The organism is Candidatus Diapherotrites archaeon (genome assembly GCA_016205145.1).
Lineage (GTDB): Archaea > Iainarchaeota > Iainarchaeia > Iainarchaeales > JACQJH01 > JACQJH01.
Genome location: JACQJH010000001.1, coordinates 47,417 through 72,599, shown reverse-complemented (window position 1 = coordinate 72,599; position 25,183 = coordinate 47,417). Strand labels below are relative to the sequence as shown.

The window sequence follows — 25,183 nt, the reverse complement described above, 5'->3', positions numbered from 1 at the left end:
AATTTTTCGTGGTTTTGGTGCGAAAAGGCTTTTCGGCACTTTTCATTGCGGCATTGCTTTTCCTTGCCGGCTGCGTCAATGACAGGGTTTCAATCGGGGAAAGGCAGCTGTGCGTCGATTTGACTTCGAAAAGCTTTGCCCTGGTGCCGGAATGTTCGACGCAGGAAAAGTGCTTTGAAAGCGTTGAAAAAAGCTTTTTCGGCTTCGAACAGGACTTTGCGCCGGAAATCAGCCAGGAACTCTATTACTACAAAAACCATGCCGCCTTGAGCTGGCTTTACCTGAACTTTGCCCAGAAAAACCTGAAGGCAATGAACGAGGCGTGCCGCAATGCCTCCAACCCGGCTGACCTTTCATTCCAGATCAACAGCTTTTCGCACAACCTTGAAAGGGCTTTTGACGAGGCGCAAAACGCGTTGCAGAAAGCGGAAGCCGTGCTCCTGCTGGAAAAATCTTTCCTTGAAGGCGAAGGCATCGGCCTTGCCAAGGAAGAGCCGCTTTTCGCGGACCATGTTTTGCTGGCCCAGAACGCCAACGACCTGCAGGAAGGAAAAGCGAACAACTCGTCATTTTCAGGATTTGTTGCGTTGCAGGCGCAAAAGTTCAGCGCGTTGGCGGAACAAAACGGCTTTTCGCCCGTGGCACAGCGCGAGTTTTCCCTGCTCGATTTTCTCGGAAGGCACGATTCCGCGCTCGAAAAAAAAGCCGTCGGAAACGGGCTTTACCTGCCAATCATCTCGGATTTTGTGGGCAACGTCATCGACGCGCTTTCAAGGCAGGCGAAGTTCAGGTCGGCAATCGAGACCATGAAAAATTTTCCCGCGTTCGGTTTCTTCGAATCCTACAACGATTTTCTCGGCGAACGGAACTCGGCGGCGGAAAAATTCTCGCAGATCCTGAAAGCCGAGCAAAGCCACAAAGCCGAACTCGTGCAGCGCAATTCCGAAATACTGGAAGAAAACCTCGGCATGGCGGACAAACTTTTGGAGAGGTCGCAAAACATTTCAGACAGCCTGCCGGAAGACAACGGTTTTCTGGCCGAACTTGGCATGACAAGGCAGACGCACGGCATTTCCTCCGGAAGCCTTGAAATAACCTCGGCAAAGGAACTCGCGGAAAAAGCCCTGCCCAAAATCATTGCCGCAAAACAGGAAATGCTTGAACTCAAATCAGGCCTGAAAAGGCTTTCGCTCGGCGGAACCGCAGGCAAACTCAAGGAAACCCTCAACAGCCTGAAGTCGATTGAAACCGAAATCGCGTTTTTTGAAGACAGTTTCGGCAGGCAGGCGGAATTCCTGTGCGAAAGAAAAACCGAGGAAATTTCTGACAGCCTCGAAAAGGAAAAGAATTTGCCGGAAGGCATTGCCGGCCTCAAGGAAAGGGCATTGTTCTATTCCAAAAAATTTGCGGCCGAAAAAAGCGGTGCGGAAAAAATAAGGTTTTGCGGGAAAGCGTTCAGTTCTTTCAAGGACTTTGAGGCGGCGAAAAAAAACTTTGCGGCTTTCCGGGCCGGGCAGGAGGAACTGCTTTCGGATTGCCATGGCTTCCTGAAAAAGGCGTTCTCGGAAAAAAGCCTCAGGGAAAAACTGTCAGGATTCCTGCCAAGGCTTGAAATTCTGGAAAGCGTTGAATTCTCTGAACAGCAGATGCTGATGGTTAGGAACGCGTGCGAAAGCCTCAGAGAGGATGCGCTGCGGGCTCTTTCTGATTCGGATGAGGCAAGAAACGCGGCCGCAAACCTGTCTGGGGCGAGAGAAACGGTTGCGTCGCTGCTCGCCATTTCCTCGGTCTCGCCAAAGGCGTTAGCACCGGAAAACGCGCAGGCATTTGAGGAAGAACTGCAAAGGCTCGGGCAAAAGATTTCAAACGGGAAGCTGACGGAAAAAGGCGCCCTTGAACTGGACGAACTGGAAAATGAAGCCGCTGACTTGAAGTCTGATGCCGAGGAAAGCCTTGCAGACGCCATCAGGGCATTTTTTGCCGAAAGGTTTTCGCTTGAGGCTTTTGCGGAACAGCCGGTTGAAGCCGGAAAGCCGGCCGAGGCAAGGTTTGTGCTTGCAATCACAAACCCGTTCGGCGGCTTTGACCGGCCGGTTGAAATTGATTTCCCTTTTTCATCCAACTTTGCGCGCTTTGAAAGCCTGCCCGCAAACGTTTCCGGATTAAGCCAGGAAGGCAAAAGCCTTGCGGCAGAGTTCAAAAGCATTCCACAGGGAACAACCAGAATAGAATTTTTTGCCGTGCTCTCGGTCAGGGCCGAAGAGGAAACACAGGCGTTTTTTGCGGGCAACGGACAGGCGTTTGTCGAGAAAAAAATAGCCTTGTCGGCTGACGCGGGAACGCCGAAATTCAGGTTGCAGACTTATCTTCTCGGCGAAAACTTTTCAAAGCCTGCCGCAAACGTTTTCGCCATAAGGAACAACGCGGAGCTTAAGCACTGGCTGGAGGGCAACAAAATTTCTTTTGACATGGAAAACCTTGCCGGAAAGGAAAACGTCATGGTTTATTTCACTGTGCGCGACGCAGTCAGCGTGCAGACAAGCGTTCTGGAAAAAACCGCGTTTGAGGCGAACTCGTCAAGGCTCAAGGCGCTCATAAAAGTTTCCAACGTCCTGCCGATCGAAGTCGAAGACGTTTTTGTGCAATCGCCGTTTCCAGCGGCAGGAAACGTGTCGGGCCTGGCCGTTACCGACGAAACAGGGAAAAAAATCGAAACAAGCCAGTCCGGCGCAATGATTTCATTCAGGATTCCGTTGCTTCCGGCCTTGCGCGAAAAATCCTTCAATGCGGAGTTCGCGGTCTTCGACGAGCAGACGTACTGGAGTTCATTGCTGGCGGAAACCGAAAACCGGCTTGAAAAGCTTGTTGTGTCACAGAACCCGGCTGTTGCGGCCAAGGCGGAAGAACTGCTTGCGGAAGTGCAGGAAATGGAAGCCGCCGCGGCCGGCTTTTCCTCAAAGGAACGCATCCAGAAAATTTCGGACATTTCAAAAGAAGCCTCGGAATTGCAGCAAAAGGAAAACGCGGAAAGCGAAAGCGCAATGCTTTTCGCCGAAATGAAAAAAGCCGTGCAGAAAGAAATTGACCAAAAAAAGGCGGCGGCCGCTGAACTTGAAGAAAACGGGTTTGCGGAAGAAGCCGGCCAGGCACGGCAAAGCATTTCCGGGGCGGAACAACTCTTGCTTGCTGCAGAAAGCGAATCCAAAAAATCCGGGCCGGAAAAAGGCATCAGTTCATTGTATGCGGCAAAGGCAAGGCTGGCGGAAACGCCCAACGGCTTAAACCAGGCGCTGCATGAAAAGCAATTGCTGCTCAAGGAAAGCCTTGAAAAAATGCTTCCGGAACTGCGCGCGAATGCCCTTGACGCGAACGCGGAGAACGCGCTTGCCATTGCCTCGGACGCGGAAAGGGAAACGTTCAAAGGCAACCTGGCGGGGGCGAAGAAACTGACGGACAGCCTCGCGGAAAACCTGTTCGACCTGAACATTGCACTGGAAAAGGCGGTTGAAAAAAAGTCGCTTGAAAACGAAACCAGGGCAAAGGAATTCCTGGAGAAAATTGAAAAAACCGTTCCCGAAAAATTCGCCTTGGTCGCAAACGCCTTGTCCGGCGTCACAATGGAAGAGCTGGCTGCAATCGCATACGTTCCGCCGATGACATCCGAAAGGCTTGGCCAGCTTGAACTGGAACTAGAAGCTTTGGACTCCGAGGTGTTGAAAGCGGGGCTTGAAGGAATTTTCAATGAAAACCGCAAACGCGATTTCAGGGACGCGGTTGAACTATTTGAAAAGCAGAAAGCGAAATTCCTCCGCTCCGTTGACAGGCTTGACGCCATTGAAAAGGAAACCGGCAAGGCGCTCGCATTGATGAAAGAAGACGCGACAGTGCAGTTCAATTCAGCCGCGGAAAACGCGAACTCCGGCAGGCAAAACCCCGAAGCAATAGTCCTTGCAAAAAAGGAATTCGAAAAAGGCCACTACCTCAAGGCGATTGTCCTGCTGAATTCCGGTTCCGGGCAGAATGCGACCGGCTTTGCTGGAATGCAAAACCTCCCCGTTCCGGCAATCCTGGCACCAATAGCAATTGCCGCGGCCCTGCTGTTTGCTGTGAGAAAAAAAAGGGAAAAAGGCGAAGCGGAAAAAAAGGAAACCGAAAACAGGATACTAAAGAACTGGTAAGAGCCGAACGCCCGGCTGGTGCGGTTTGTGGTGCTCGCGCTATTGCGGAGCACCACGCATGCCGGTTTAGCCTTCGCGTTTCAGGTAAAAGTACACGCCCGCGCCGATTGCAAGCAGGACTGCGCCGACAATGATTGCAGGATTCAGGCCGGCTTCCGAGAACTCAACCGAGTTCGGCTCGCATTCGGTTTTTTCCGGAGAGCCGGAAAAAGTTATTGCACAGCCCAGCGAGAAGGTTCCGCTTTTTTTTGCAGCCAGCCTGAATGAAAGCTTTTCGGATTCGCCGGATGCCAGGAAACCGATTTCAGACTGCGTTTCGCCGGAAACCGCTTCAACGCCTTCGGGCAGGACAAGCTCAAATGAAAGGCCGTACAATGCGTCCTTGCCGCTGTTCTTGACCAGGACGTCAGCCTTGGCGTTTTCGCCGAGCTGAACGCGCGGGTTTGACAGCACTATTATAGCGCTCAGTTTCTTTTCCGGTTCGCGCACAGTGAAAGTCGGCGGGTTCGACACTATTGAAAGTTCGTCTCCGAACTCGTTCTTGAAATAGGCTATTGCCGGCGGCAGAGTCATTGTCAGCGCGTCAGCCGGCTTGATTGTGTAAGAAACCGTTTTCTGTTCGCCCGGATTGATGAAGCCCTTCCACTCGCTTTCACCTTCAAGAACGTTGAAAGTGCGGTATTCCCTTGCAAGCTTCGCCGCCGGCTTGATGTGCAGGATCTGGACAAATGCTGGCTCGCTGCCGGAATTTTTCAATGAAATCGAAACCGTCGCGGTTTCGCCAAGAAGATAGGAAGCCTTGTTTGTGGACTTGACAAAATCCGATTCCAGAAAACGCGGCGCCTTGTACAATCCGACCATGGAATCGTTTGAAACTATTATTTTCGGCGTCGAATCCGAGGTTTGCACGCAAACACTTAGGGTGTTCTCCGGAAGGATTTTTGCCTTGTCCAGGTCAACCCTCAGCCAGCACTCCCCTTTACAATAAAGCTTTGTGGACTGGTTGCCGGCGACCTGTTCGCCGTTCAATGAAATGCTGAGATTGGCGTCATCGGACAGCACCGGCAAAAACTCGGCATTGATTGACGCGACCGCAAAAACCTCTTTGTCCGAAAGCAGTTCCTGCGGGAAGACAACCGAAAAGTCAACGCACTTCGCGGTCTGCGGACCGTCGACAACCGCAGAGTCATAGCCCATTTCTGCAAAGGTCCTCTGGAAAAGCGTTTCCGCTGAAACTGAAGCAAAAAGCATGGCAAGCGCGAAAGCCAGAAAAGCGAGCCGCCCGTTCAAAGAAAGTCAACCCCTCAAAGCAGGACAATCCAAAATTTTTTTGGCGGTTTTTTCCGCCGGATCCGAAGAAACAATTTCAACTAATTTATTTGCCGGATAGTTTCTTAAAACCCGCGTCTTGCAGTAGCCGGTTTCCTCGCAAAAAACGTTGTCCAAAACTTTCACTTCAGGATAGCCGCGTTTCGCAAGCCGCTTTTCAAGCTTTTCCGGGGCAAGGCGCAACACAACAACGGCGTCGCAGGGAATGCTGATTTCACACAGCAAATGGCCTTCAAGAATAACGCTTTTCGCATTTTTTGCCGGCGTTTTGGCGAGGAATTTTTTCAGGGCGCGTTCAAGCCGCTCGACCGGCACAACCCGTTCCTTTGCCTTGCGGTCGAACGCGCCGATGCGGTTCTTTTTGCAGAAATCAAGGTCGTTGACGACCTGCGCGTTAAGCTTTTTTGCGAGAATTTTTGCAACTGAAGACTTGCCGGTGCCGGGCGAGCCGGTCAAAACGATTTTCAGCGCCATAAAAATCACGGTTCCCTGTTAGGCCCTCTGCGTTTCCGCTGTTCGGCTCTTCTGCGTCTTCTGTCCAACCGTTCGGTTTCAATTCCCTCTGCCCGCTTTTCTGCCAACGCCCTGCTTTGTGGTTCTTCCCGCAACGTTCCCAATATGTTTTCCTGCGGGATTTGCAGACGCCTTGCAATCTCTGCCGCGTGAACCGGATTCATTACAACTATGGCTTTAGAGCCAACTCCGGCAAGCTGTCTGCACCAATCCTTTTCGCGCTTGTTAAGGTTCAAATAAAAAAGGTCACTTTTTTTGTCAAGGTTTGCCGTTCCCCCCGGCTTTGCGTTATCTTCTACTGTGCGCCAAAACCTGCCATGATACTTATTATTATCCAAACCGACAATCATAAGACCGGCCTTATGCGCAACCAATACAAGAAGCTGGTAAGACGGGCCCAGCATATAAATTCTATTAGACTCCTGCAATTCAATCAGTTGCCGGACAAATTGAACAGGCAGTTCTATGAAAAGAACACTCTTTCCATTAATTGCTTCTTTAAATTCAGCCAACCTGGCCTCAATCGGGGCAGGTTCATGGTCAATCGAAAACAAAACCGGCTTGTTGCCCCTGACCGCCATGACAAATTAAATTGGCGTTCACGTTAATAAAATCCGCGTTTGGCGAAGCGAAAAAATGGAACAGCACACTCAGCGTATTGCAACAGCGATAAGCCTTGGTTTCGGTGCAATCGAACAAAAATGCGCCCGATGGTAACGCGGCACAAAAAAGGGGCGGGAAGAAAAGCGTTACCGGAATTTTTTCCGGAAGGCTGTTTCAGAGTCGGGAAGGGATGTTCCGCCTTTACTCAGAAGGTTTCCGAGCTCGATGGCTTTTTGGAGAGAAAGACAACCTTGCTCGCTTAAAGAAAAATTTTCCACTTTTCTTCCCCGGCAAAAAGATGTTTAAAGTCATTAAAAAGCTTTTCGGTAAAAAAACCTCTCTTTTAACTCTGTTTAGTAAACTGGGGTTTTTTGACGCGTTTTTGGCGAAAAAAAGCCTAAAAAAAGCTTATTTGTTATGTATGCGCGGGCAGAACGATTCGCCGGACTGGCGGGCAATCGGGCAAAGGCAAGGGAGAAGAAGCGGCGATTATGTATATGGGAATATTCGAAGACAGCAAAGGAAAGAAACTTTTTCTTAAAATTTAATATTTTATCTTTTTTATTGCTCGCCTTTCAGCTCCAATATGGCCGAGGCAATGTCGCCTTCGTTTTTCTTCAAGGCGGCTTCGGCTTTTTTCAAGTCAACGTTCGCCTGCTTGGCAACCATTTCAATGTCAGCTTTCGGAAGTTCCTGGCTGGCTTCGCTGGTTTCGCCCATGACAGTGAAAGTTTTCTTGCCCTGCATGTCGACAACCGTGACGGAAGGGTTGTTGACGACAAGGTTTTTGCCGCCGGGCAGCTCGAACACAACGCGTTTTGCGTCAAGCTCTTCCGATTTTATGCCGAACTGCTTCAGCATCCTCTGCATCTGCTTCGGATCAATGCCGCCCCTCATGCCTGGAAACATTCAATCACAGTGAAATTTTCCTTGCTTGTTTTTTTAATCATTTGCCAAAAAAAACTGAAGGCTTATTAACCGCTTTGCGTTAAAACTTGTTCTGCATGCCGGAGATTTTTTCGCGCTTTGACAAATTCCTTGAAAAGTTTTCCCATCTTGAAGCGGAAAAGGAATCCAAGCGCGGCACTGCGCTCAAACAATACCTTTCAAACGGCACGGTCATAAGGGTTTCCGGAAAAGACAGGGACTGGCCAATGCTCATCTATCCCACGCCTGCAAAAATAGAGCAGGACATGTCCGAACTGAACGAAACCAAAAAATACCTGCTGTCAAAGCACTCGGACTGGAAGAAAAAGTTTTCCGAGGCCCAGCATTACGATTTGACGCAGAACATCAAAAAATTCAAGGAAAAGCTTTACTGGCAGCACGTTTACAGGCTTGCAACCGACAAGGACTACAGGCAGGACACCGAAACAGTCAAACTGCCCGCCCATCTTGTAGCGGACCCGCGCTGGAAGCCGATGGTGAAGATGTTCGTCAAGGACCTTGAATACAGGAAGCAGCTGACTGAAACCGTGAAAAGCAGCATAGTCTACAAAAAGGACCAGAAAGTGGGAAAGTTCGCGGAGGACCTGAAAACCTTCCGCATGGAAGAAGCCGGGAAAAAAATAAAGGAACTTGAAGAAAAAATCCAGGAAATCGACGCCAACCTCGAAGCAGGCGCGGAAATAATGAAATGGGCGAAAAGCTGAACGGAAAAATCAACCGCCATTCCTGCGCCTTAACCGCGCTAACCATCGCCTAAATTTGGCCTTAAAGCCATGCGGATTCTCCAAAACATCCCGGCTGTCCGCCAGACTGCCGCTGGACTGAAGCAACTCAACCAGTTTTGGCCCGCCATCCGGACCAGGAGATTCCGGACTGCCCTGCCCTCCCTGCTCTTGCGGCCGCCCGCGGGGTCGCCTCCGCAAAAACCTCATTACCATATTATGGCTTGGGAGCATAAAAAGCGGAGAGATTGGAAAACCAATTCACGGGAAATCCACTCCCCTTGCCCCTGCATTTTAACCGCCTCAAACAAAGCTATTGCAGGTGATGGAAAAATGCTTGGAATCATTTTCGGGGAAAAAAGGCAGAAAAGCATTTACGCCGGCTACGGCGCTGAATTCATGGAAGGTGAGGCAAATGTTTGAAGACAGGATCATCAGGTTCGTTCCCACTTACAAAGAAAAAAAACAGTCCCTCAGGGGACTGTTCAATTGAGGCAAAGGAGGCAAAAAAATGTCCGCACCGGTAAAAAAGTTTTCGGCGGGAGGCGTGCAAGTCGCAATCTGGGAAAACGAAACAAAAGAAGGCAAAACCTTCACGACGGTTTCGCTTGACAAGTCCTACAAGGACAAGGATGACAGGTGGCAGAAAACCAGTTATTTCAAGGTTTCAGACCTGCCAAAGGCAATTGCTGCCATGCAAAGCGCCTTCAACTACCTAACCATAAAAGAAACACCACAAAACCAGGACGCGTGATTTCGGGGGGAAGGCAATGCCTTCCTCCCACACCACCCCAAAGCCGGTTTCGCCCGGCTGGTTCGACGACGGGTACTTTGCAAAATCCTGGATTTTGCGGCGTGCCCGGAATCTTTGGATTCCGGAGCATCTCGCGTTGCTCGATACCCATCTGCGCCCCGCATTTGATATTTAAGGTTCCGATGGGTGGAGCCCGCCTGCAGCTTTTTCAACTTTTCCAGCCAATCTTTTGAGTGAGCACAGTGCCGGAATCCGACATCCAAAAAATCGTCCTCGAAGCGAACGGCTTTCAAGCCTTCAATGAAATGCAGGCGCAGGCAATCGCAAAAGGCGCGATCAGCGAAAGCACTGTCATCAGCTCGCCCACTGCTTCAGGCAAGACGATTATAGCCGAGCTGGCTGGCCTCAACTCGATTCTGAACAACCGCAAAAAAGCCGTTTACACCTGTCCTTTGCGCGCGCTTGCCGCGGAACACTACAACGATTTCAAGAAAAAATACTCGAAACAGTTGTCAGTGAAGGCTGCTTTGTCCACAGGCGACCTCGATGCGAGCGGCAAACGGCTGGAAAACTATGACATCGTTTTCACGACTTATGAAAAATTGGATTCCCTTCTCCGCCACAAGGCCGGCTGGCTGAACTCCGTGGGCCTGCTAGTCGTCGACGAAGTGCATTCAATCGATTCCGACCGCGGCCCGACCCTTGAAATCGTCATGACAAAATTCAAGTTCGTGAACCCGAAAATGCAGGTTCTGGCCTTGTCGGCAACGATTCCGAATGCGAAGGAGCTGGCGGGCTGGCTTGAAGCAAAGCTCGTTGAAAGCGATTTCAGGCCCGTAAAGCTGGTTGAAGGCGTCTTTGTTGACGGCAGGTTCGAGGCGGAAAAACACACTGAGGAAATACCTGTCGCCGGCTCGGATGACGCGATTGAAACAATCGCTTTCGACACTTTGCACAAGAAGGGCAAGCAGCTGCTGGTTTTCGCGAACACCCGCAAAAGGGCGGAAAGCCTGGCGGAAAAGCTGTCCGCGATTTCCGCAAAAATGCTTGGCGAAAACGAAAAGGCGGTGCTGCAGAAGCGGTCCGAAAGCGCCTTGAATGCGCTTGAAAATCCCACGGACCAGTGCAGGAAGATTGCCGGCCAGATAGGAAAAGGCGCTGCATTCCACCACGCCGGCCTGATGCAGAAACAGCGCGAAGTGGTCGAGGATTCGTTCAGGAAAAACGAGGTCAAAGTCGTGTGCGCGACGCCCACTTTAAGCGCGGGATTAAATTTGCCGGCGCACACGGTTGCCATAACATCGGTTTACCGTTACGGCGCTTTTTCCATGGAAAGGATTCCGGTCAGAGAATACCGCCAAATGGCGGGCCGCGCCGGCAGGCCGAAATTCGATTCCGAGGGCAGGTCCATGATTCTGGCGAAAAGCGAGATTGAAGCGGACGACTTTTTGGAAAATTTCGTGAAAGGCGACGTGGAGCCGGTTCACTCGCAACTCGGCATTCAACAGATTCTGCGCGCACATTTTTTGGCGCTGATCGCCGGAGGCTTCGTTTTCGATCTGGCTTCGATGGAAGAGTTTTTTTCAAAAACGCTTTATTTCAGGCAGTTCTCAAACAACCGCGTGTTTTTCTCAAAACTCCAGTCAATCGTCCTCGAATTGCAGGAAATGGGTTTTGTGGAAAGTGACGCGAAAAAATTTGTCGCCACGCCCATAGGAAGACGCGTGTCGGAACTTTACTTGGACCCCTTGTCGGCGTTCGGCATGATTAAGGCGCTGAAGGCGGGAAAGGCCGTAGAACTAGGCTATCTTTTCACTGTTTCAAGCTGTTCTGAAATGATGCCTTTGCCGCGCGTGGGAAAAAGGAACGAGGCTGAATTATGGGAACAGCTGCAGGCTGAAAAAGCCCTGCTTCCGGTCAATGTCGACGTTGAAATGTTCGAGGACAACCAGTTGCTTGGAAAATTCCTTTCCGCGCAATTGCTCAACGACTGGATTTCGGAAACTTCCGAGGAAGAGCTGTTAAAAAAATATGCCATGTATCCGGGCTCGCTTTACTCGAAAACCAAAATCTGCGACTGGCTCTGCTATTCAATGCTGGAGCTTGCAATGCTGCTGGAGGCAAGGCCGCACTACATGCCACTGGCAAAGCTTAGAAAGAGGATAGTGCACGGCGTGAAGGAAGAGCTGATTGTTTTGACGGAATTCAGGGGCATAGGCAGGATTCGCGCAAGAAAGCTGTTCCGCGCCAATGTGAAAGGCATTGCGGACATGAAAAACATCGACGTGAAAGATTTGTCGCGCATAATCGGGGAAAAGACCGCGCTGGCGGTCAAAAAGCAGCTGGGGCAGGCGTGAAGCAAAACTTTGGAAACCGCCTTCGCACCAGCAGGAACTGTTTGGGCCTGTGCTGTTATTGGACCAAGACTGCACCTGTTTCCGTGTCAATGATTTTTATCACGCGCACGGGGCAGACTTCGGCGCTTGACACGATTTTTTCCTTTTCATCCTCGCTGCATTCTATTTCCCTGACCCACTTTCCAGAGCTTTCCTTTCCGCCTTCAAGGTCTGCCTTGTTGTCGGAATCGTTTTTTTTCCAGAGATCGGGATGCACTGCCAGGCAGGCGAAAGCCCCGATGCAGTTTTCTCGGTCGTATTCTATCCTGATTTTAGGCATGCTATCATAGGAAGTCGAGGCCAGCCGAATAAAAGCTTTTTTCCAGAACCCCAAAAACTATTAAATATGATAAACTCTTTCTTACATCAAAGAGCCGGTTTTGGCGGTGCGGGCATTGGGCATCATTGATTCGTTTAAGGAAGCGTATTATTCGCTTGAGGACAAATACTACAGTCTCCTGGACTGGCTGCACGGAAAAGGAGTGCCGGTCTACGCGGTCGTCGACCCCATTGACAGGATAGTGCCGTCGTTTCCGCTGGCAATACTGCTGTTTGCCATTCTGCTTGTTCTTGCGGCCTTCGCTTTTTCCTCGTTCGGCCCGGGCTTTTTCAAACTGCTTGAATCTTTTTTCCCGCACGCGTTTTCCGCAAAAATCCTTGTTGCCGACGCTCTCGGAAACTTTGTCGAAAACGCGGACGTGAAGGTTTCAGGCGAAGGCCTGGAAAGCGAGAAAGCGACGGACGCCTGGGGCGAAGCCGCGTTTGGCCTGCCCAGGGAAAGCGTTGAAGCCGATGTCACGGTTTCGGCTGAAGGCTTTGCCGCATTTTCCGGCAAACTTGAACTCAAAAGCGGCGAAGCATCCAGGGTGGTGTTGTCGTACATTGGAGGCGGCCCGGAAGCCGAACTTCAGGCAGGCGAAAAAACCGTTGTTGTTGTTAACTCGGAAACCAAAAAAATTATCGACGACCGCTCAGTGATGGCCGAACTCAGGTGCTCGACCGGAAAGAAAAAATTCGAGATTTCAGGAAACCCCGGCTATGACAGGGTTGTTTTCAGCGGTGGAAGCTTTTCGGTAAAATCGGAAAGGGACTGCGGCACTTTGCTCGCATCCTTCACGGCAAACGGCTTTGAACCGAAATCATCCGTGCCGATTGCCAATGACACCACGAACGTGGAGCTTGAGCCGATTGCATCGAAACCGGAACAGAAGGGCGCGGTTGAAGTGACTGTGCTTGACTTCAATGGCTCGGCTTTTGCCGGGGCACAGGCGACGCTGCTTGACTCGCACAATTCGGTTGCGGATTCCATGGAAACCGATGCGAGCGGCAAGGCATTCTTTGATAAAGTGAGACCGGGCCCTTATACTGTCAGGGTCGTAGCGCGGGACGGCAGGTCGAAAAGCGCGAACGTGAATGTGAATGCGGATGAAACCGCGGTTGTTTCAATCAGGCTTGACGCAATCGCGGTTGACGGGAAAAAGATTTTTTTGCGCACAGCAGATTCCCGGACAAAGGCGGCATTGCCCGGGGTTTCGATAAGCGTTTTCGATTCGAATTCGGAAACCGGCGGAGCGTCGTTTTTCAATTCGTACACTTCGGACCAGAACGGCGTGCTTGAAAGGTTTGTCGAGAACAGAACGTTCCTGGGCATTTTTTCCTTCCCTGGCTATGTGACAAGGTTTGTGCAGCCCCTGCCGCTCAAAAGCAGGAACGACAATGCGCCGGAAGAAATCGCTTTGGAACAGGCAACCGAACAGAATTCCGGAAAAATCAGGGTTTCGGTCCTCAATCAGGAAAACCTCCGGCCAATAAGCGAGGCAAAAATTTTTCTTTACAATTCCTCTTACCCTGGCGCGGTTGCCAACAATCCTTATTCCCTGACAAACAACGACGGCAATGTTTTGTTTGAGGGCCTGCCGGCCGGAACTTACAGGATAGAAGCCGAAAAGGACGATTTCAATGGCGTGGCGGAAAACATTGCGGTTTCATTGGGGCAGACGACTTCAGTGAGAATACTTGCAACAATCGGCAGCGGTTCAGTCAAGGCGGTTGTCACTGACTGGGAGACCGGCAGCCCGGTTGAAAACGCGTCGGTGTCATTCTACAATGCGTTGTCTCCGCAGCAGGAACTGCTTGCACAGAAAGCAACGGGCAGCGGGGGCGAGGCGGCGAACAGTTTCAGGTCCGACGCCGTCATCTACCTGAAAGCGGAAAAGGATGGTTACATTTCAGCCATAACGACAAGGATCGATGTCATCCAGAACCAGGAAACTCGCTCTGACATCAGGCTGATGTCGCAGTCAATAGACCAGAATGCCGGAATCCTGTCAACATTGGAAGGGCTGTATGAGGACAGCCAGGCAACCAGGAAAGCGCATTCGCTTGAACCCAACCACTACTATTTCGCCAAATTCGCGGTTGCTTTGCCGCAGAACAAGCCTTATTCGAATCTTGTTTCGCATGTGCGGGCCGGCCCGGATTCAATGCAGACTTTGCCTGCATCGGGCTATGTCGCAAGGATTGAATCAGCCGAAGTTTCGTCCGGCGGGCAGACTGTTCTGAGCAATTGTTTCTCAGCGGAAAACGTCTTTTCCGACCCGCAGAACTGCATTGCCCAGGCAAACGCAAAGCAGGCGAACGCCTACTGGAACAATCCGGAAAACCGGACGACCTACACGGAAATCGTGAAAATTTTTGTCGAACCCACTGCTGTGGCTGGAACGAAAATCGAACTGCACTGGCAGGCAAAAGCGAGGGTGCTTGACTCCGATGTTTTGACCCAGCCGCTTTCAAGGGAATTCGGGGTTTCGGAGCCCATATGCACGCCCGGACAGGACTGCCCGCCCATAATCTGGCATTTCTGGCTGCAGAGGGAAGGCTCGGCGGACAGGATTCCTTTGGACAATTTCAGGCAGGCCGACAGGCAGATGATTGACATTTTTTCGGAAAGCTTTTTGTATGCCGAGGCATTGAATTCAAGCGGGCGCAATTTCGACAATCTCGACATTTCCGTTGCATCAGAGGACCCGGACAACGCAATCGTTTTCCCCGACAAGGCAGATGCCACCCGGACAAAAATACTTGAAAACGCGGTGTTTGCGCAAAATTCCAGGAAAACCTCGATCGGGGCGGGCGCGGAAATAATGCCGTTGAAATTCAAGCCGGTTGTTGAGGCCGCAACCGCAAAGCTGGTAGTTGGCGTGCAGTCGCATGCGCAGGAAATCGGGGGCGCGGGCCAAACCCTTTTCTTCGGAATCGCAAGCGACAGGGAAATGCAATTCCAGAACCTGCCGCAAAACGTTTTTCCCGCCATTGACAACCAGCAGGTTTCCGGCAGGCTGACTGACAAGTCTGACGGGCATGCAATAGCGAACGCTTCAGTGAAAATGCTTGCCGACAGCCGCGGCCCGGCAATTTCAATGACAAACTCTGACGGCTGGTTTTCTTTCACCATCAGCCCAGCCGCGGAAAATTCCGTGAAATTCCGGGCGACAAAGCCAGGATACAGGCAAATCGAGTCAACGCCGGTTCCGGTGCAATACTCGAACGTCTTCAACCCGCTGTACGACTGCATAACAATCAGCAAAGAATCTTTGAGCATGGTGCCGGAACAGGAAGATGCTTTCATTGTCGGGGCTGAAAACTGCCAGGAACCTGCGCAGGTCGACATCATCTCACAGCTTGACGTGCAGCCAAAAAGCTTTGTGCTCAACCCCGGAAATCCGGAGCAAAGCGTTTCCGTTCTTGCGGACAATCCTGCGAATTCCGGGGAAGTCTATCTGGGGCAATACCCTGTTTTTGTGAGGGCAAAATTTGAATCCGACATACTGTTCATTCCGGCTGGCAGGGTCATTGCATTCATTGCCGGCAATTCAGGCTCGTGCTTCGGAATCGACAGGACAAGCTTTGACTTTGGCACACAAAGCACGCAGTCTGCGGTGATTTCAAGGAACTGCCCCGCGGGCTTTGTTGACGCTTTCAGGCCAGAAACGGGCATTGACTCCGCAAGAGTTGCGTTGCAGCAAAACCCCGCTCTGCCCGGAAGCATCTCATTCAAATGGAAGGCCATTGCAACCGGCACGGAAAATTTCTTTGAATCAACCCAAAGCCAGTCAACGCAGAACGGCTGGAAAGAATTTTTAGTGAACACTTCAAGCGAGTTTTCCAGCGAAAGCATTCCGGTCGGAATAAACAACGTGCAGGACATGCGGTTCGACGCATACTCTTTGGATTCCTCAGACCAGTGCCCCGGTTCAAACTTTGCCGCCGCAAAGGACCTCAAAATAAACAACGGCTCGCAGAACCTGAACATTGCCTGCACAATCAGCGCCCTTCCCCCAACCGCCAGCGGCGGCTGTTCCCCCCTTCTCGTGGAAGAATGCCTGACAGGCGACAACGCCAAAAAATGCCCGCTGAACCAGCCCTGCAAGCACATTTCAGCGGAAGTGCGCATGCCGGCCGCGACAGCCAACGTCAACGACATTTCAGGTTCGTTCTACAACAAGGGCAACACCAACTGGCTTTTCGTAAGCGTGAAAGCCGACATTCCCGTGACGGAAATAACCGTTGAAAAGCGCGCGGTCGAACGGAGCATGGAAAGCACGGAGCATACCGCTGCGATTTCAAATCCGAGAAAAGGCGTCAAATACTATCTTGGGGAGGGCGCCCTCAACCTTTTCGAGCACCCGGATTACCATGGCGGGTATTATTCGGACACGGTTCTGGACGCGGTTCCGACAACCGAAACCGACAAGGTGAGGGTGTGGATTGAAGGCGGCAAAGTGTTCGCGGAATTCACGGGCGAACCCATTGCATTAGGCGGCTCTTTTATTGTCTCGCTTTCAAATGTTTCCCTGTCGGAAACAGCATATGCCCTCATTTCAGTGGAAGACTTCGCAAGCCAGGTGAGAAACAATGACAGGTAAAACGCATCATGCGGTGTTTGCATTTCTTGCATTTGCGCTTATCGTGCTTTGCGCCCCTGCCTTTGCCGCGGAAACGCAGAAGGTTGCGGAACCCCTGCAGAATTTCAGCGGAGACCTTTCAGTGCGGCTCAACAAAACAGAATTTTCCGCCGGCGAAACAATCAGGGCGGAAATAAACCTGCTGAACCTTGACGACTCGCCGCTTTTCGACGCGGACGTGATATCGGAAATCGTGCAGGGAAACGGATTCTATTACCCGTCGCAGTCGAGCGACGTCGACAACATTTTCTTCGAGAAAAAAATCGGAAACATAAGCATTGCGCCGCATTACGCGAAAAAAGTTTCGTTCGAATACGCCATTCCAAAAGACGCCGCGCCCGGAAACTACCGGATGGACGTGTACCTGCGCAACAGGCGTGCGCCCGTCGTAGGAATAGCGCATATTTTCGCGGCCCCGAAATCAGTGCGCTTCAAGGTCAGCGGAAACGGCGCGTTTCCGCAGGCGAAAATCGTGCGAACCAAAACCGAGTTCCACCACCAGCCGGGGCCTGTCGGGCCGGGAATCGCGGCCGGGCAGAAAATAGAGAGCACGGTTTTTGTTGAAAACGCTTCCGCGTCTGAAATGAGGGGCCTGGAACTAAGAGTCGGCATATGCGACTGGGACGACACTGCCTGCGACAGGTTCCTTGAGGAAAAGAAGATTCCGGTCGGCAGTGTTGCCGCTGGAAAAACCGCCGAAGTGAACGTTTCGCTTGCAGCGCCCGAACTGCCATCAGCTTATGCAATAAGGCTCGAACTGGTTGATTCCGGCGGAAGGACGCAGAGCATTTACAGGAACAGAAGCGTGGTTCTCGGCCCCACGGCCAAAATCAGGAAAGTTTCGCTCAATGATTATTCCTTCGGCGAAAATGAGAACGTTGAACTGGAATACCTCATCGGGCCAAGCCCCGACCATTATACGCTGCCAAGGCCGGTTTTCGAAAACTTTTCCCTCAGGGTTTCCGTCAAGGACGAGCGTTCCGGAAAAGAGGTTTTTTCCGGGGAACAGGCGTTCGACAAAATAGCCATACCGGATTTTTTCACCACAAAATTCCCGTTTGACGTGAAATCAAAGCTGGACTTTTTCACTGTCTGCTCGCAGATAGAAAAGCAGTCAAAAGTGTTCGACAGGTACTGTTTCACGATCAATGCCGAGGAATTTGCGGCGCAGGAAAAAAAAGCCAAACTTGCCGTCAGCTGGAATTACGACAGGCCGAAGTCAATGCTTGCCCTTGAATTTTCCAACGGCTCCAATGCCGCCTCTGACATCAATGCGTTTTATTTCCTTCTCAGCGAAACCCAAAACCCCGAAAGCAAAGGATTCGTTGCAGGCTCATCCCCTCAAACCGTGTCCTTTGAAGCCCCGCCCGCAACATATGTTCTTGTGGTGAACGACCTCAGCACAAGAACGCAGAAATCCTTTGAAATCAACCTGTTGGAAAAAGCCGCGGCCGGGACATGCGCGGAAAGAAACGGAATGGTTTGCGGCAAGGCCTCGTACTGTTCGGCGAAAACAGCCGCCGCTTCAGACAGCGCTGAATGCTGCCTGGCGCAATGCCTGCCGAGAATTGAAACCGGAAAAGCCGAAACGAAAACGCCGTCAGCGGGCATTGTGCCGGTTGCCCTTGCAGTCGCCGTGCTTGTTGCACTCGCCGGCGCGGCTTATCTTGTCTGGAAAAGCAGGAAAAGAAACGGCGGCCGTGCGGACGGCTTTGATGAACCGGCGCAAGGTGATGACCTTGAAGCATAAGCAGGCAATCTTAGCCGTGCTATTCCTTTCGGTTCTGTTTTTTGTAGCCACGGCAACTGTTGACGCCTCAAACAACTGCACGCTTGAGTCGGCGCAGGCGCAGTGCACGCAGGCAGGCATCACCGCAACCTGCCCGACATGGTCGGAGCATTGCATGTGCTCGGAGGAAACCCAGGACTTCGAGGTTACAACGGAATTCCTGTCAATCAGCGACGATGGAACATTGGGCGCAGGCATTGATGCCGCAATAAACCCTGAAAACAATTCAATTGAGGTTCCCGTCAACACGGCATTGAGGGTTACGACAAGCAATTTCATACTTGCATGCAGCGACGGCGCGACCGCCGAAATAATCCACCCGGCGCAGGTTTTCGTGAACGGGAGCCTTGCCGGAGACAACAAATATTCGTGCCGTGGCTCCTCCTGCTACGGCCCTTCGGCAATTTCCCCAACGGGAGAAAGGTGCTCCGGCCAGGCGACGTTCGAAGCATACCGTTTCTATGCGCCGGGAAAATTCCATGTCGAAATAAGGGTTGCCCGGCTCAACAACGGGACGCTCTGGAGGACGGAAAAAGACTTGAACGTGTTCGTTTCCTCTGCCGAAATCGCAATTTCCGGCCCGAAAAAAACTGATTTCGTATTCGAAAAGGCTGATGAAACAAAAACATTTTATGTGCCGTGGACTTTCTCGAACATGAGCAAAAACCCGGTCATAATAGATTCATGCGACCCCGTTGGAGGGAATTTCTGCGAATTCGAGGGAATGCCGTTGCCATTCACTCTTGAAACCGGCCAGAGGGCAATAGCCTTGCAGAAAATAGAGATTGGCAGGCCCAACGCTTTCCCGCAGGCAATCAGCCCGAAATTCAGGCTGTCCGTCACGGGGCCGGCCGGCGGAGACCTGAGCCGGCACTGGGTCGAATCGCCTAACCTGGACGCGCGCCTTGACTACCTTGCAAAGCAGAAATTCCACGTCGAAATTCTGGCAGGCGGGCAAAACGCGCAATGCGTTTCGGCTGACGGGAAACCGGGCTTCACAGGCGAAAGCGCCCTGCCGAAAATCCTTTTGAGCTGGAACTGGAACGACATAGCCATTGACGCGTGCGACAAAAAGGATTCAGGCGGGTTCGTTTACTGCGACCCGGCGCAGTTTTCAATCGAACTACTGCAAAAGCTGAGGAACATAGACGGCCTCATCGCGCAGGGAAAAAACGCGGACGCCGCAGCGGAATCCGAATTCGACTCGTACCTTATAGAGGACTTTTACAGCGACGACTTCAGGCAGGACTTCGATTATTTGTACACGCATGGTTCCGCTTCCTTTTTCGGCACACCGGCGTTTTACGCCGACAGCCAGAAGCCCTGGACAAAATATTTCAGTGATCCGGGTTCAGGAAAACTTACAATCGAAAGAACCGACGTTTCCGACTCCGCGGAGAAGAAAAACATCCAGGCCGGATTATACCATGTGAAAATAGCCTACCCTGTTTCGCAGCCGTTCTTCAGCAACGGCCAGCCTTCATCAACCATCGACGTGCAGCTTGCAAAAATATCGGATGCACCCGACAATGCGTTCTACAGGCTGCCTTTCAACGGCCTTGTCGGAACGGACAGGACGGATGCGGACGGAAAAACCGAAAGGAAAAACTATGGCATCGGGTTCACCAACGACACGCAAGTTCCGATAGTTCTCGCGGGAAACGTTCCGATAGCCGCCACAAGGATCAGCGCAAGAAAAATGATTTCCGGCTCGGTCGGAGACGACTTTTTCACTACAAACGTTTCAAAGGCCGGATTGCTCTTTGAAATGAATCCGTCAGGCATTTACTTTGCGCCCTCGCGCGCCACGCCCGCCATAATGCAGGCCATAGGCACGACAAATGCTGAAGCCGGAATAGCGAACGAGGCGGTCGCATACTACGCCATCCAAAACGATTCGAACATTCTCGGCGCGGGAAAAGACTATTCATCTGTTTGGACGGGCATCGGTTCGACTAACAGCTGCAGGGACTTCTACAACGCCAATCTTTTCAGGGAAAGGCGCGACTCAAAAGCCGAAAACAGGACTTGCCTGCAAAGCCAAAACGCATTCGGGTTCGCCTGGAAAAACGTACTGGCGCACAGGCTGTTCCTGCAAAGCGTTTTCTTTTCGCCGCTGTCAGGAAACTATTCCGTGCAGAACGCCTGCAACGGCTCTGGCATGGCGTTCTTCGGCCTGGGTGGAGAGGAAAACGTGCAGGCTCTACCGCTTTCAGGAATGGGGTCCGGCGCAACGCTCAAGGAAATTTTCGGGCGCGTCAGGGAAGGCAGGGCGTGCGTTTCATACGAGACTGGAAGCGTTGGCATCTGGTGGAACCCCGAACCGTTCAAGGAAGACCTCGCGGCAATAAAGGATGCTGAAATCGGGGCAAGCCTGCTCTGTGAAAACTGAAAAACCTGCAGCAAGCAAAAGCCCGATTGAACGCCTTTCACTGCAAGGTCATAGGCCCAGAACAAAGAACGCGACAAACAGCACTGCCGCAACAATTGCAAGGAGAACCGGGAAAAATTCCTTTCCGAAAGCCGATTCAAGGCTTTTTTTGCCGGACACAACCAGCACGGCTTCGTCGAAGAACTCCGAGGCATGCTCTGCCAAACCCTGCGGAGAGGACAATCCGGCAATTGTTTCGGAAGCCGATTCAACCACGCCCACGGGCCTGTCCGGAACGGAAAAGCCCGACAGTATTTTTCCGGAAAAAGCCGAAACATCTGCGTCAAGGCCCCCGCCCGGAAGTGAAGCCCCGACACTCCAATAAGGAATTGAAACGATTTTGACGGATGAAACAATTACATTGCGTTCCTCGACCCCAAGTTCAGCGGCCGCTTTCAGGACGCACAAGCGCTCAAGCTTTTTCTCATCAAACCCTTCAAGGCCTGCGGGAAGGCGTTCAAGCTTCCTGGCCGAAAGAGAGGAATAGTCTGACCGGATGGAAACAGCCGCGTTGTTGTCAACTGAAAGGGATGGCAATGACAATGCCATGTCATTGCGCATTGTGTCGGAAACAATTTTGCCTTTAGCGGTCTGGGTTTCAAGAAAAGCGTCGAAAACAAAAAAAACGAATTCGGGTCGGGACAAAACCGCTTCTGAAACGGAAAAATGAGCCTTGTCCCAGCCCTTCGCCAGAAAAACCCTGCGCACGGACTCAATTGCGGCTTCCCGGGAAACCTTTTCGGGAAGCCAATGCAACTGTGAAAGCAATTCCAACACGCGCTTATCTTCGGGCCTTCATGATCTTGACGTTGCTCGGCGTGATCAGGACCCTGTCTTCAGAAATTCTTGCAATGTCGCCGTTTATTTCAAGCACGGAGTCGCGGACCGAGCCGATGAGCTGCTTCAGTTTCATTGCATTGCGCTTGGAAAGGTCGGCGATGTTCAAAAGCACTATGTTGCCGTCCTTCGCTTCCTTGACAATCAGTTCGACGTCCTCGTCGCCGACCAGGGACAAGGGCTTCACGAACGCATCAGCGTCCGCGTAAAGGTCCTCTTCCTGCGCGTCAAGGTTGTTGAGAAAATCCTCTATGTCGATTCCCTCAGATTTCTTGAAAACATTCTCCAAAAAAGCCATCCACAATCACCCCAAAGAAAAAAGCCATTAAGTATATTCACGTCCGCGAAGGGTATTTTAATAATATTGTTGTCGGGGCTGAAAAATCAGCCTCGGCCGCCGTGAAAAACAAGTATGCACAAAAAAATTATCTTCTTCTGCCCCCGCCGCCGCGCTTTCCCATGTTACCCTTTTGCCCGCGGCCGGGGTTCCGATTCAGGCTTGACGGCCCGTTAGACGCGCCTAAAATATTGCCGGCGCCCTGTGGATTGGGATTAATGCCAAAGCCCCTGTCAACCGCCGGATTTGTATGGCTCACACCCGTGCGCTCCCTCAAAGTAGGAATGCCGCTTGGTGCGGCGTGCGCAAAAATGTCGAACGGGAGCGGGAGATTCTGGTCAGGGTGAAGCCGAATCGCACGCACCCTTTCCGAAACATTCGGTTTGGGCTCGTCCATCCAAAAAAGCGGCGGCGTCATGACCGTTTCCACTGTTCCTTTTCTTGTGCCAGCCGAACTCAGCCGCGGGTCGTACGTCAAATGCACGACTGCAGAGTCGGGCAGGTCGTTTGTTTCCCTGACCATTTTTATTATACCGCGCAATGCCCGGACAACGGGCCGAGGAAAAAGCGGTTCTCCGCCCCTGATGCGGTATTGGGGCTCAATGAACGCGTCAGACAAATGCAGGACAACCTGACCCCGCATTGTCTTCGTCAGCCCGAATTTTAGGAAGCCTACGGGCGTTCCATTCTTGTCGCCGTTGCGCAAAATTATCATGTTGGCCATCTGCCTGTCGCCGTCAGCGTCAGGCTTGATGCGGAGGCTTACATTGTGGGCTTTGCGCCAAAAGCCGGCGAGTTCGCCCTTGAGTTTTTGCGCTCCGCTTCGCGGCACAATGCCCAATCCGACGCGTTCATCAACATACTGCGAAGAAAGCCTTGCCAAGGTATCCAGATCGGATTTGAAAATCAGGCTGTTGTTGGTTATCCTGCTTGCCGCATCCTTCCTGCGTTTTTCCTCCAACGCGGCCGCATTAGCCTGATGCCTGCGTTCCAAAGCAGCCGCTTCCGCTTCCCTCAAATGCGCCATGCCGCGCCTTGCACTTGCACCGGCAGCTTTGTTGGCGTCGCTTCTTTCGTCAATTAGTCCGCGAAGTCTGTCCTCGCGCCGCATTATGGCCAATTGTTCCCTTGCATGCGTGTTCCACTTTACAATATCCGCCGCACTAGGCGGCCCTTCGGGCCTTCCAAGCAAATTCTGAACCAAGCGCGCATCCATTCCCAAAACGCCCAAAGCACCCGCAACATGCGGTTGGCCAAAAAAACTGTTCCAGCCAATTCCTTTGCCTTTCCGCCCGGGTTTGTCTTTCCTAAAAGCAGTCAGAACTGCGTTCCATGCCGCGGTGATTTCATCGGGTGCGGCTTCGCGGGATTCAGGCATTGAAACATAGTGTTTTCCGCAGTTTAAAAAAATAGCGGAAGCTCCGGAGACCATTGCCCTTTTTTTAAGTTTTGTGCAGGAAAGGTTGTTTGGTGGGTTTTTGGAGCAGAACTTATTCGAGCAGGAAGCCAACAGGCAAAGCGTTTTCCTTGACAGGGACAAGATAACGCCGCATTACACGCCTGACCACATCCTGTTCAGGGACGAGCAGATAAAAACCATGACCACCGTTCTGGGAGTGGCGCTCGGCGGAAAAAAGCCGGACAACCTTTTCATCTACGGAAAGACCGGCGCGGGCAAGACTTCCACTGCAAGGCATGTTTTGAAGGATTTGGCGGAGTTCGCCAAAAAAAACGCGGAAGGCAAAGGCACTTCTGACAATTCCGGAATACAGACCTGTTACATCAACTGCAGGACGCATAACTCCAAATACAAGGTTCTGCTGAAAGCAATCAAGGATTTTTACCCGAACGACAATTTCATGGGTTACTCCGCAACTTTCGTTTACGAAAAACTCCTCGAATTCGCGCAGACAAAAAAATGCGTCGTTGTAATGGCGTTGGATGAAATCGACAAGCTGAAAGACCTGGATGACCTGATTTATTCTCTGACAAGGTGCAATGACGAACTTGAAAGCGGCGCGGTTTCCCTTATAGGCATTTCAAACAACCTGATGTTCAAGGACCGCCTTGATCCGAGAAGCAAGAGCTCTTTGTGCGAGCAGGAAATCGTTTTTCCGGCTTACAACGCCCAGGAACTGAAAGAAATACTATCCGAAAGGGCGAAGGTAGCGTTCAGGGAAAACTCCGTTGAGGATTCCGCCATAAGCCTTGCCTCGGCGATTGCGGCAAAGGAATCGGGGGACGCGCGCACTGCGGTAATGCTGCTCTTGCGCGCCGGCGAAATTGCGGACAAGAAAGGCGTCGGCCACGTTACGGAAGAGGAAGTCAAGCAGGCGAAAAAAAAGGTCGAGGAAGAAGTCATACTCAACATGATTTCAACCCTGCCGAGGCAGCAGCAGCTTGTCCTGTATTCGATTGCGAGGCTGGCGCGCAGGAAAAGCGGGGTCAGAAAGATTACGGGCGAGGAAAACGAAAGCGTGATGTTTTCCGGAGACGTCTACAACGAATACGTCGGAATAGCCAAGCAGCTGAAGGAAACCGTTGTGAGTTCGCGCTGGTACCGCCAGTATATTTCCGAACTGGAAATGTTCGGCCTGATCGTCTCGACAATGTCGGGAAAAGGCATCCGCGGAACGACCCGGTTGATAAAGCTGGGCTTTGACGCGAAAAAAATCAAGGACGCTTTGGAAATCGAAATCTTCGGCGGAGTGCAGTACTAGACATTGATTTTCTGAATCAGTATTTTGGTTAGATTATAGCTTAGACTTAATTTTATTCTTAAATATTCTCCTTTGCGAATAATTTAAGCCATACTTTTTGCAAAAAAACATCAAGTCTATCTTGAAATATTTTTTTTCTTTCGCCAGAACAATAAAAAGTCTATCGTCTGATTTTATAACCCCGCTCGCAAAGTTGTTGTTAATGAAATCAGTGCCAAGCACAACATAATTATTACGAAGAGTTGTTCCACCGCTTATGACATTTAAAGCTGACTCAAAACTGCCGGTTTGATTTTTAGAGAGCACAAAAATTTTTTTATCTGACAAACGGTCTTCCGACAATAGATATTCATCTTTTAGATAGTCGCTAACGGTTTCGTTCTTATTGTATTTTGCGGTTATTTCAATTGGGTGTCTCATGGTGTCTCCAAGCGGCTTAGTTTCATCGGTTATTATGTTCTTTATAATTGTTTTTCCGTCCGGGTGTTCTTCTTCGATACCGTGCAAATGCATCTTTTTGCCACCTTTAGCAAAGTAATATTCTTTTTTTCCGTTTGGCAATATAAGTTTTTCATCATCCTGCAAAGAAATTTTTTTATCATTTTTTGACAAAACAATCATCTCAAGTATTTACCATTATTCGCTAGAAGTATTTCAATTTT

At 51.3% G+C, this 25,183-nt stretch carries 19 protein-coding genes; 10 read left to right on the top strand and 9 right to left on the bottom strand.

Going from position 1 to position 25,183, the window contains the following annotated elements; all coding sequences use genetic code 11:
• Nucleotides 1-8: 8 nt before the first annotated feature.
• Entirely contained in the window at nt 9-4,178 is a 4,170-nt protein-coding gene (locus tag HY394_00365) for a hypothetical protein (protein MBI4052472.1), read from the top strand.
• Between the two features lie 66 nt (nt 4,179-4,244).
• On the opposite strand, the gene HY394_00360 is transcribed toward HY394_00365, so the two are convergent.
• From HY394_00360 to HY394_00350, 3 genes are read right to left on the bottom strand one after another with little or no spacing between them, the layout of a single operon-like run.
• A complete protein-coding gene (locus HY394_00360; protein MBI4052471.1) occupies nt 4,245-5,468 on the bottom strand; it encodes a DUF11 domain-containing protein in 1,224 nt (407 codons plus the stop codon).
• A 6-nt stretch (nt 5,469-5,474) separates the two neighbouring features.
• Nucleotides 5,475-5,981, bottom strand: coding sequence for an AAA family ATPase (locus HY394_00355; protein ID MBI4052470.1), 507 nt, complete (start codon nt 5,979-5,981; stop codon nt 5,475-5,477).
• A 5-nt stretch (nt 5,982-5,986) separates the two neighbouring features.
• Nucleotides 5,987-6,601: a hypothetical protein gene (locus HY394_00350; protein MBI4052469.1), complete on the bottom strand. Its 615-nt coding sequence runs from the start codon at nt 6,599-6,601 to the stop codon at nt 5,987-5,989.
• Between the two features lie 95 nt (nt 6,602-6,696).
• Here HY394_00350 and HY394_00345 point away from each other — a divergent pair, with 95 nt between their 5' ends.
• Entirely contained in the window at nt 6,697-7,164 is a 468-nt protein-coding gene (locus HY394_00345; protein MBI4052468.1) for a hypothetical protein, read from the top strand.
• Between the two features lie 20 nt (nt 7,165-7,184).
• Here the strand turns inward: HY394_00345 and HY394_00340 are convergent, their stop codons facing one another.
• The gene (locus HY394_00340) at nt 7,185-7,532 is read right to left on the bottom strand and encodes a nascent polypeptide-associated complex protein (GenBank protein ID MBI4052467.1); all 348 of its coding nucleotides are present in this window, start codon (nt 7,530-7,532) and stop codon (nt 7,185-7,187) included.
• Between the two features lie 95 nt (nt 7,533-7,627).
• Between HY394_00340 and HY394_00335 the strand changes: the two genes are divergently transcribed.
• The 4 genes from HY394_00335 (at nt 7,628) to HY394_00320 (ending at nt 11,404) form a co-directional block, all read left to right on the top strand.
• Nucleotides 7,628-8,275: a hypothetical protein gene (locus HY394_00335; GenBank protein ID MBI4052466.1), complete on the top strand. Its 648-nt coding sequence runs from the start codon at nt 7,628-7,630 to the stop codon at nt 8,273-8,275.
• Between the two features lie 529 nt (nt 8,276-8,804).
• Complete coding sequence (locus tag HY394_00330) at nt 8,805-9,047, top strand: hypothetical protein (protein MBI4052465.1); 243 nt, start codon at nt 8,805-8,807, stop codon at nt 9,045-9,047.
• A gap of 16 nt (nt 9,048-9,063) precedes the next feature.
• A complete protein-coding gene (locus HY394_00325) occupies nt 9,064-9,222 on the top strand; it encodes a hypothetical protein (GenBank protein ID MBI4052464.1) in 159 nt (52 codons plus the stop codon).
• 67 nt (nt 9,223-9,289) lie between these two features.
• Nucleotides 9,290-11,404, top strand: a complete 2,115-nt coding sequence (locus HY394_00320) for a DEAD/DEAH box helicase (protein MBI4052463.1) — start codon at nt 9,290-9,292, stop codon at nt 11,402-11,404.
• 55 nt (nt 11,405-11,459) lie between these two features.
• On the opposite strand, the gene HY394_00315 is transcribed toward HY394_00320, so the two are convergent.
• Nucleotides 11,460-11,714: a ferredoxin gene (locus HY394_00315; GenBank protein MBI4052462.1), complete on the bottom strand. Its 255-nt coding sequence runs from the start codon at nt 11,712-11,714 to the stop codon at nt 11,460-11,462.
• 124 nt (nt 11,715-11,838) lie between these two features.
• On the opposite strand from HY394_00315, the gene HY394_00310 reads away from it, so the two are divergent.
• From HY394_00310 to HY394_00300, 3 genes are read left to right on the top strand one after another with little or no spacing between them, the layout of a single operon-like run.
• Nucleotides 11,839-16,368 carry a carboxypeptidase regulatory-like domain-containing protein gene (locus tag HY394_00310; GenBank protein ID MBI4052461.1) on the top strand — a complete coding sequence of 1,510 codons (4,530 nt, stop codon included), beginning with the start codon at nt 11,839-11,841 and terminating at the stop codon, nt 16,366-16,368.
• Nucleotides 16,358-18,157 (top strand): hypothetical protein, encoded by a 1,800-nt coding sequence (locus HY394_00305; GenBank protein MBI4052460.1) that lies wholly within the window; start codon nt 16,358-16,360, stop codon nt 18,155-18,157. Before HY394_00310 ends, HY394_00305 begins: the two co-directional genes overlap by 11 nt.
• Entirely contained in the window at nt 18,141-20,588 is a 2,448-nt protein-coding gene (locus HY394_00300; GenBank protein MBI4052459.1) for a hypothetical protein, read from the top strand. The genes HY394_00305 and HY394_00300 overlap by 17 nt, the downstream gene beginning before the upstream one ends.
• A gap of 48 nt (nt 20,589-20,636) precedes the next feature.
• Here the strand turns inward: HY394_00300 and HY394_00295 are convergent, their stop codons facing one another.
• The 3 genes from HY394_00295 to HY394_00285 all read right to left on the bottom strand — a co-directional run bounded on the left by HY394_00295 (nt 20,637) and on the right by HY394_00285 (nt 23,017).
• Nucleotides 20,637-21,383: a hypothetical protein gene (locus tag HY394_00295; protein ID MBI4052458.1), complete on the bottom strand. Its 747-nt coding sequence runs from the start codon at nt 21,381-21,383 to the stop codon at nt 20,637-20,639.
• A gap of 25 nt (nt 21,384-21,408) precedes the next feature.
• Nucleotides 21,409-21,762, bottom strand: a complete 354-nt coding sequence (locus HY394_00290) for a cell division protein SepF (GenBank protein ID MBI4052457.1) — start codon at nt 21,760-21,762, stop codon at nt 21,409-21,411.
• A gap of 127 nt (nt 21,763-21,889) precedes the next feature.
• Nucleotides 21,890-23,017 carry a hypothetical protein gene (locus tag HY394_00285; protein MBI4052456.1) on the bottom strand — a complete coding sequence of 376 codons (1,128 nt, stop codon included), beginning with the start codon at nt 23,015-23,017 and terminating at the stop codon, nt 21,890-21,892.
• A gap of 262 nt (nt 23,018-23,279) precedes the next feature.
• Here HY394_00285 and HY394_00280 point away from each other — a divergent pair, with 262 nt between their 5' ends.
• Nucleotides 23,280-24,521 (top strand): AAA family ATPase, encoded by a 1,242-nt coding sequence (locus HY394_00280; GenBank protein MBI4052455.1) that lies wholly within the window; start codon nt 23,280-23,282, stop codon nt 24,519-24,521.
• A 33-nt stretch (nt 24,522-24,554) separates the two neighbouring features.
• On the opposite strand, the gene HY394_00275 is transcribed toward HY394_00280, so the two are convergent.
• Nucleotides 24,555-25,142: a hypothetical protein gene (locus HY394_00275; GenBank protein MBI4052454.1), complete on the bottom strand. Its 588-nt coding sequence runs from the start codon at nt 25,140-25,142 to the stop codon at nt 24,555-24,557.
• Nucleotides 25,143-25,183: the final 41 nt, after the last annotated feature.

Bases quoted from the DNA above. Each gene is read 5' to 3' on its own strand.
- HY394_00355 (MBI4052470.1), bottom strand. From the start codon at position 5,981: ATGGCGCTGAAAATCGTTTTGACCGGCTCGCCCGGCACCGGCAAGTCT.
- HY394_00350 (MBI4052469.1), bottom strand. From the start codon at position 6,601: ATGGCGGTCAGGGGCAACAAGCCGGTTTTGTTTTCGATTGACCATGAA.
- HY394_00340 (MBI4052467.1), bottom strand. From the start codon at position 7,532: ATGTTTCCAGGCATGAGGGGCGGCATTGATCCGAAGCAGATGCAGAGG.
- HY394_00335 (MBI4052466.1), top strand. From the start codon at position 7,628: ATGCCGGAGATTTTTTCGCGCTTTGACAAATTCCTTGAAAAGTTTTCC.
- HY394_00330 (MBI4052465.1), top strand. From the start codon at position 8,805: ATGTCCGCACCGGTAAAAAAGTTTTCGGCGGGAGGCGTGCAAGTCGCA.
- HY394_00325 (MBI4052464.1), top strand. From the start codon at position 9,064: ATGCCTTCCTCCCACACCACCCCAAAGCCGGTTTCGCCCGGCTGGTTC.
- HY394_00305 (MBI4052460.1), top strand. From the start codon at position 16,358: ATGACAGGTAAAACGCATCATGCGGTGTTTGCATTTCTTGCATTTGCG.
- HY394_00300 (MBI4052459.1), top strand. From the start codon at position 18,141: ATGACCTTGAAGCATAAGCAGGCAATCTTAGCCGTGCTATTCCTTTCG.
- HY394_00290 (MBI4052457.1), bottom strand. From the start codon at position 21,762: ATGGCTTTTTTGGAGAATGTTTTCAAGAAATCTGAGGGAATCGACATA.
- HY394_00285 (MBI4052456.1), bottom strand. From the start codon at position 23,017: ATGGATGCGCGCTTGGTTCAGAATTTGCTTGGAAGGCCCGAAGGGCCG.
- HY394_00275 (MBI4052454.1), bottom strand. From the start codon at position 25,142: ATGATTGTTTTGTCAAAAAATGATAAAAAAATTTCTTTGCAGGATGAT.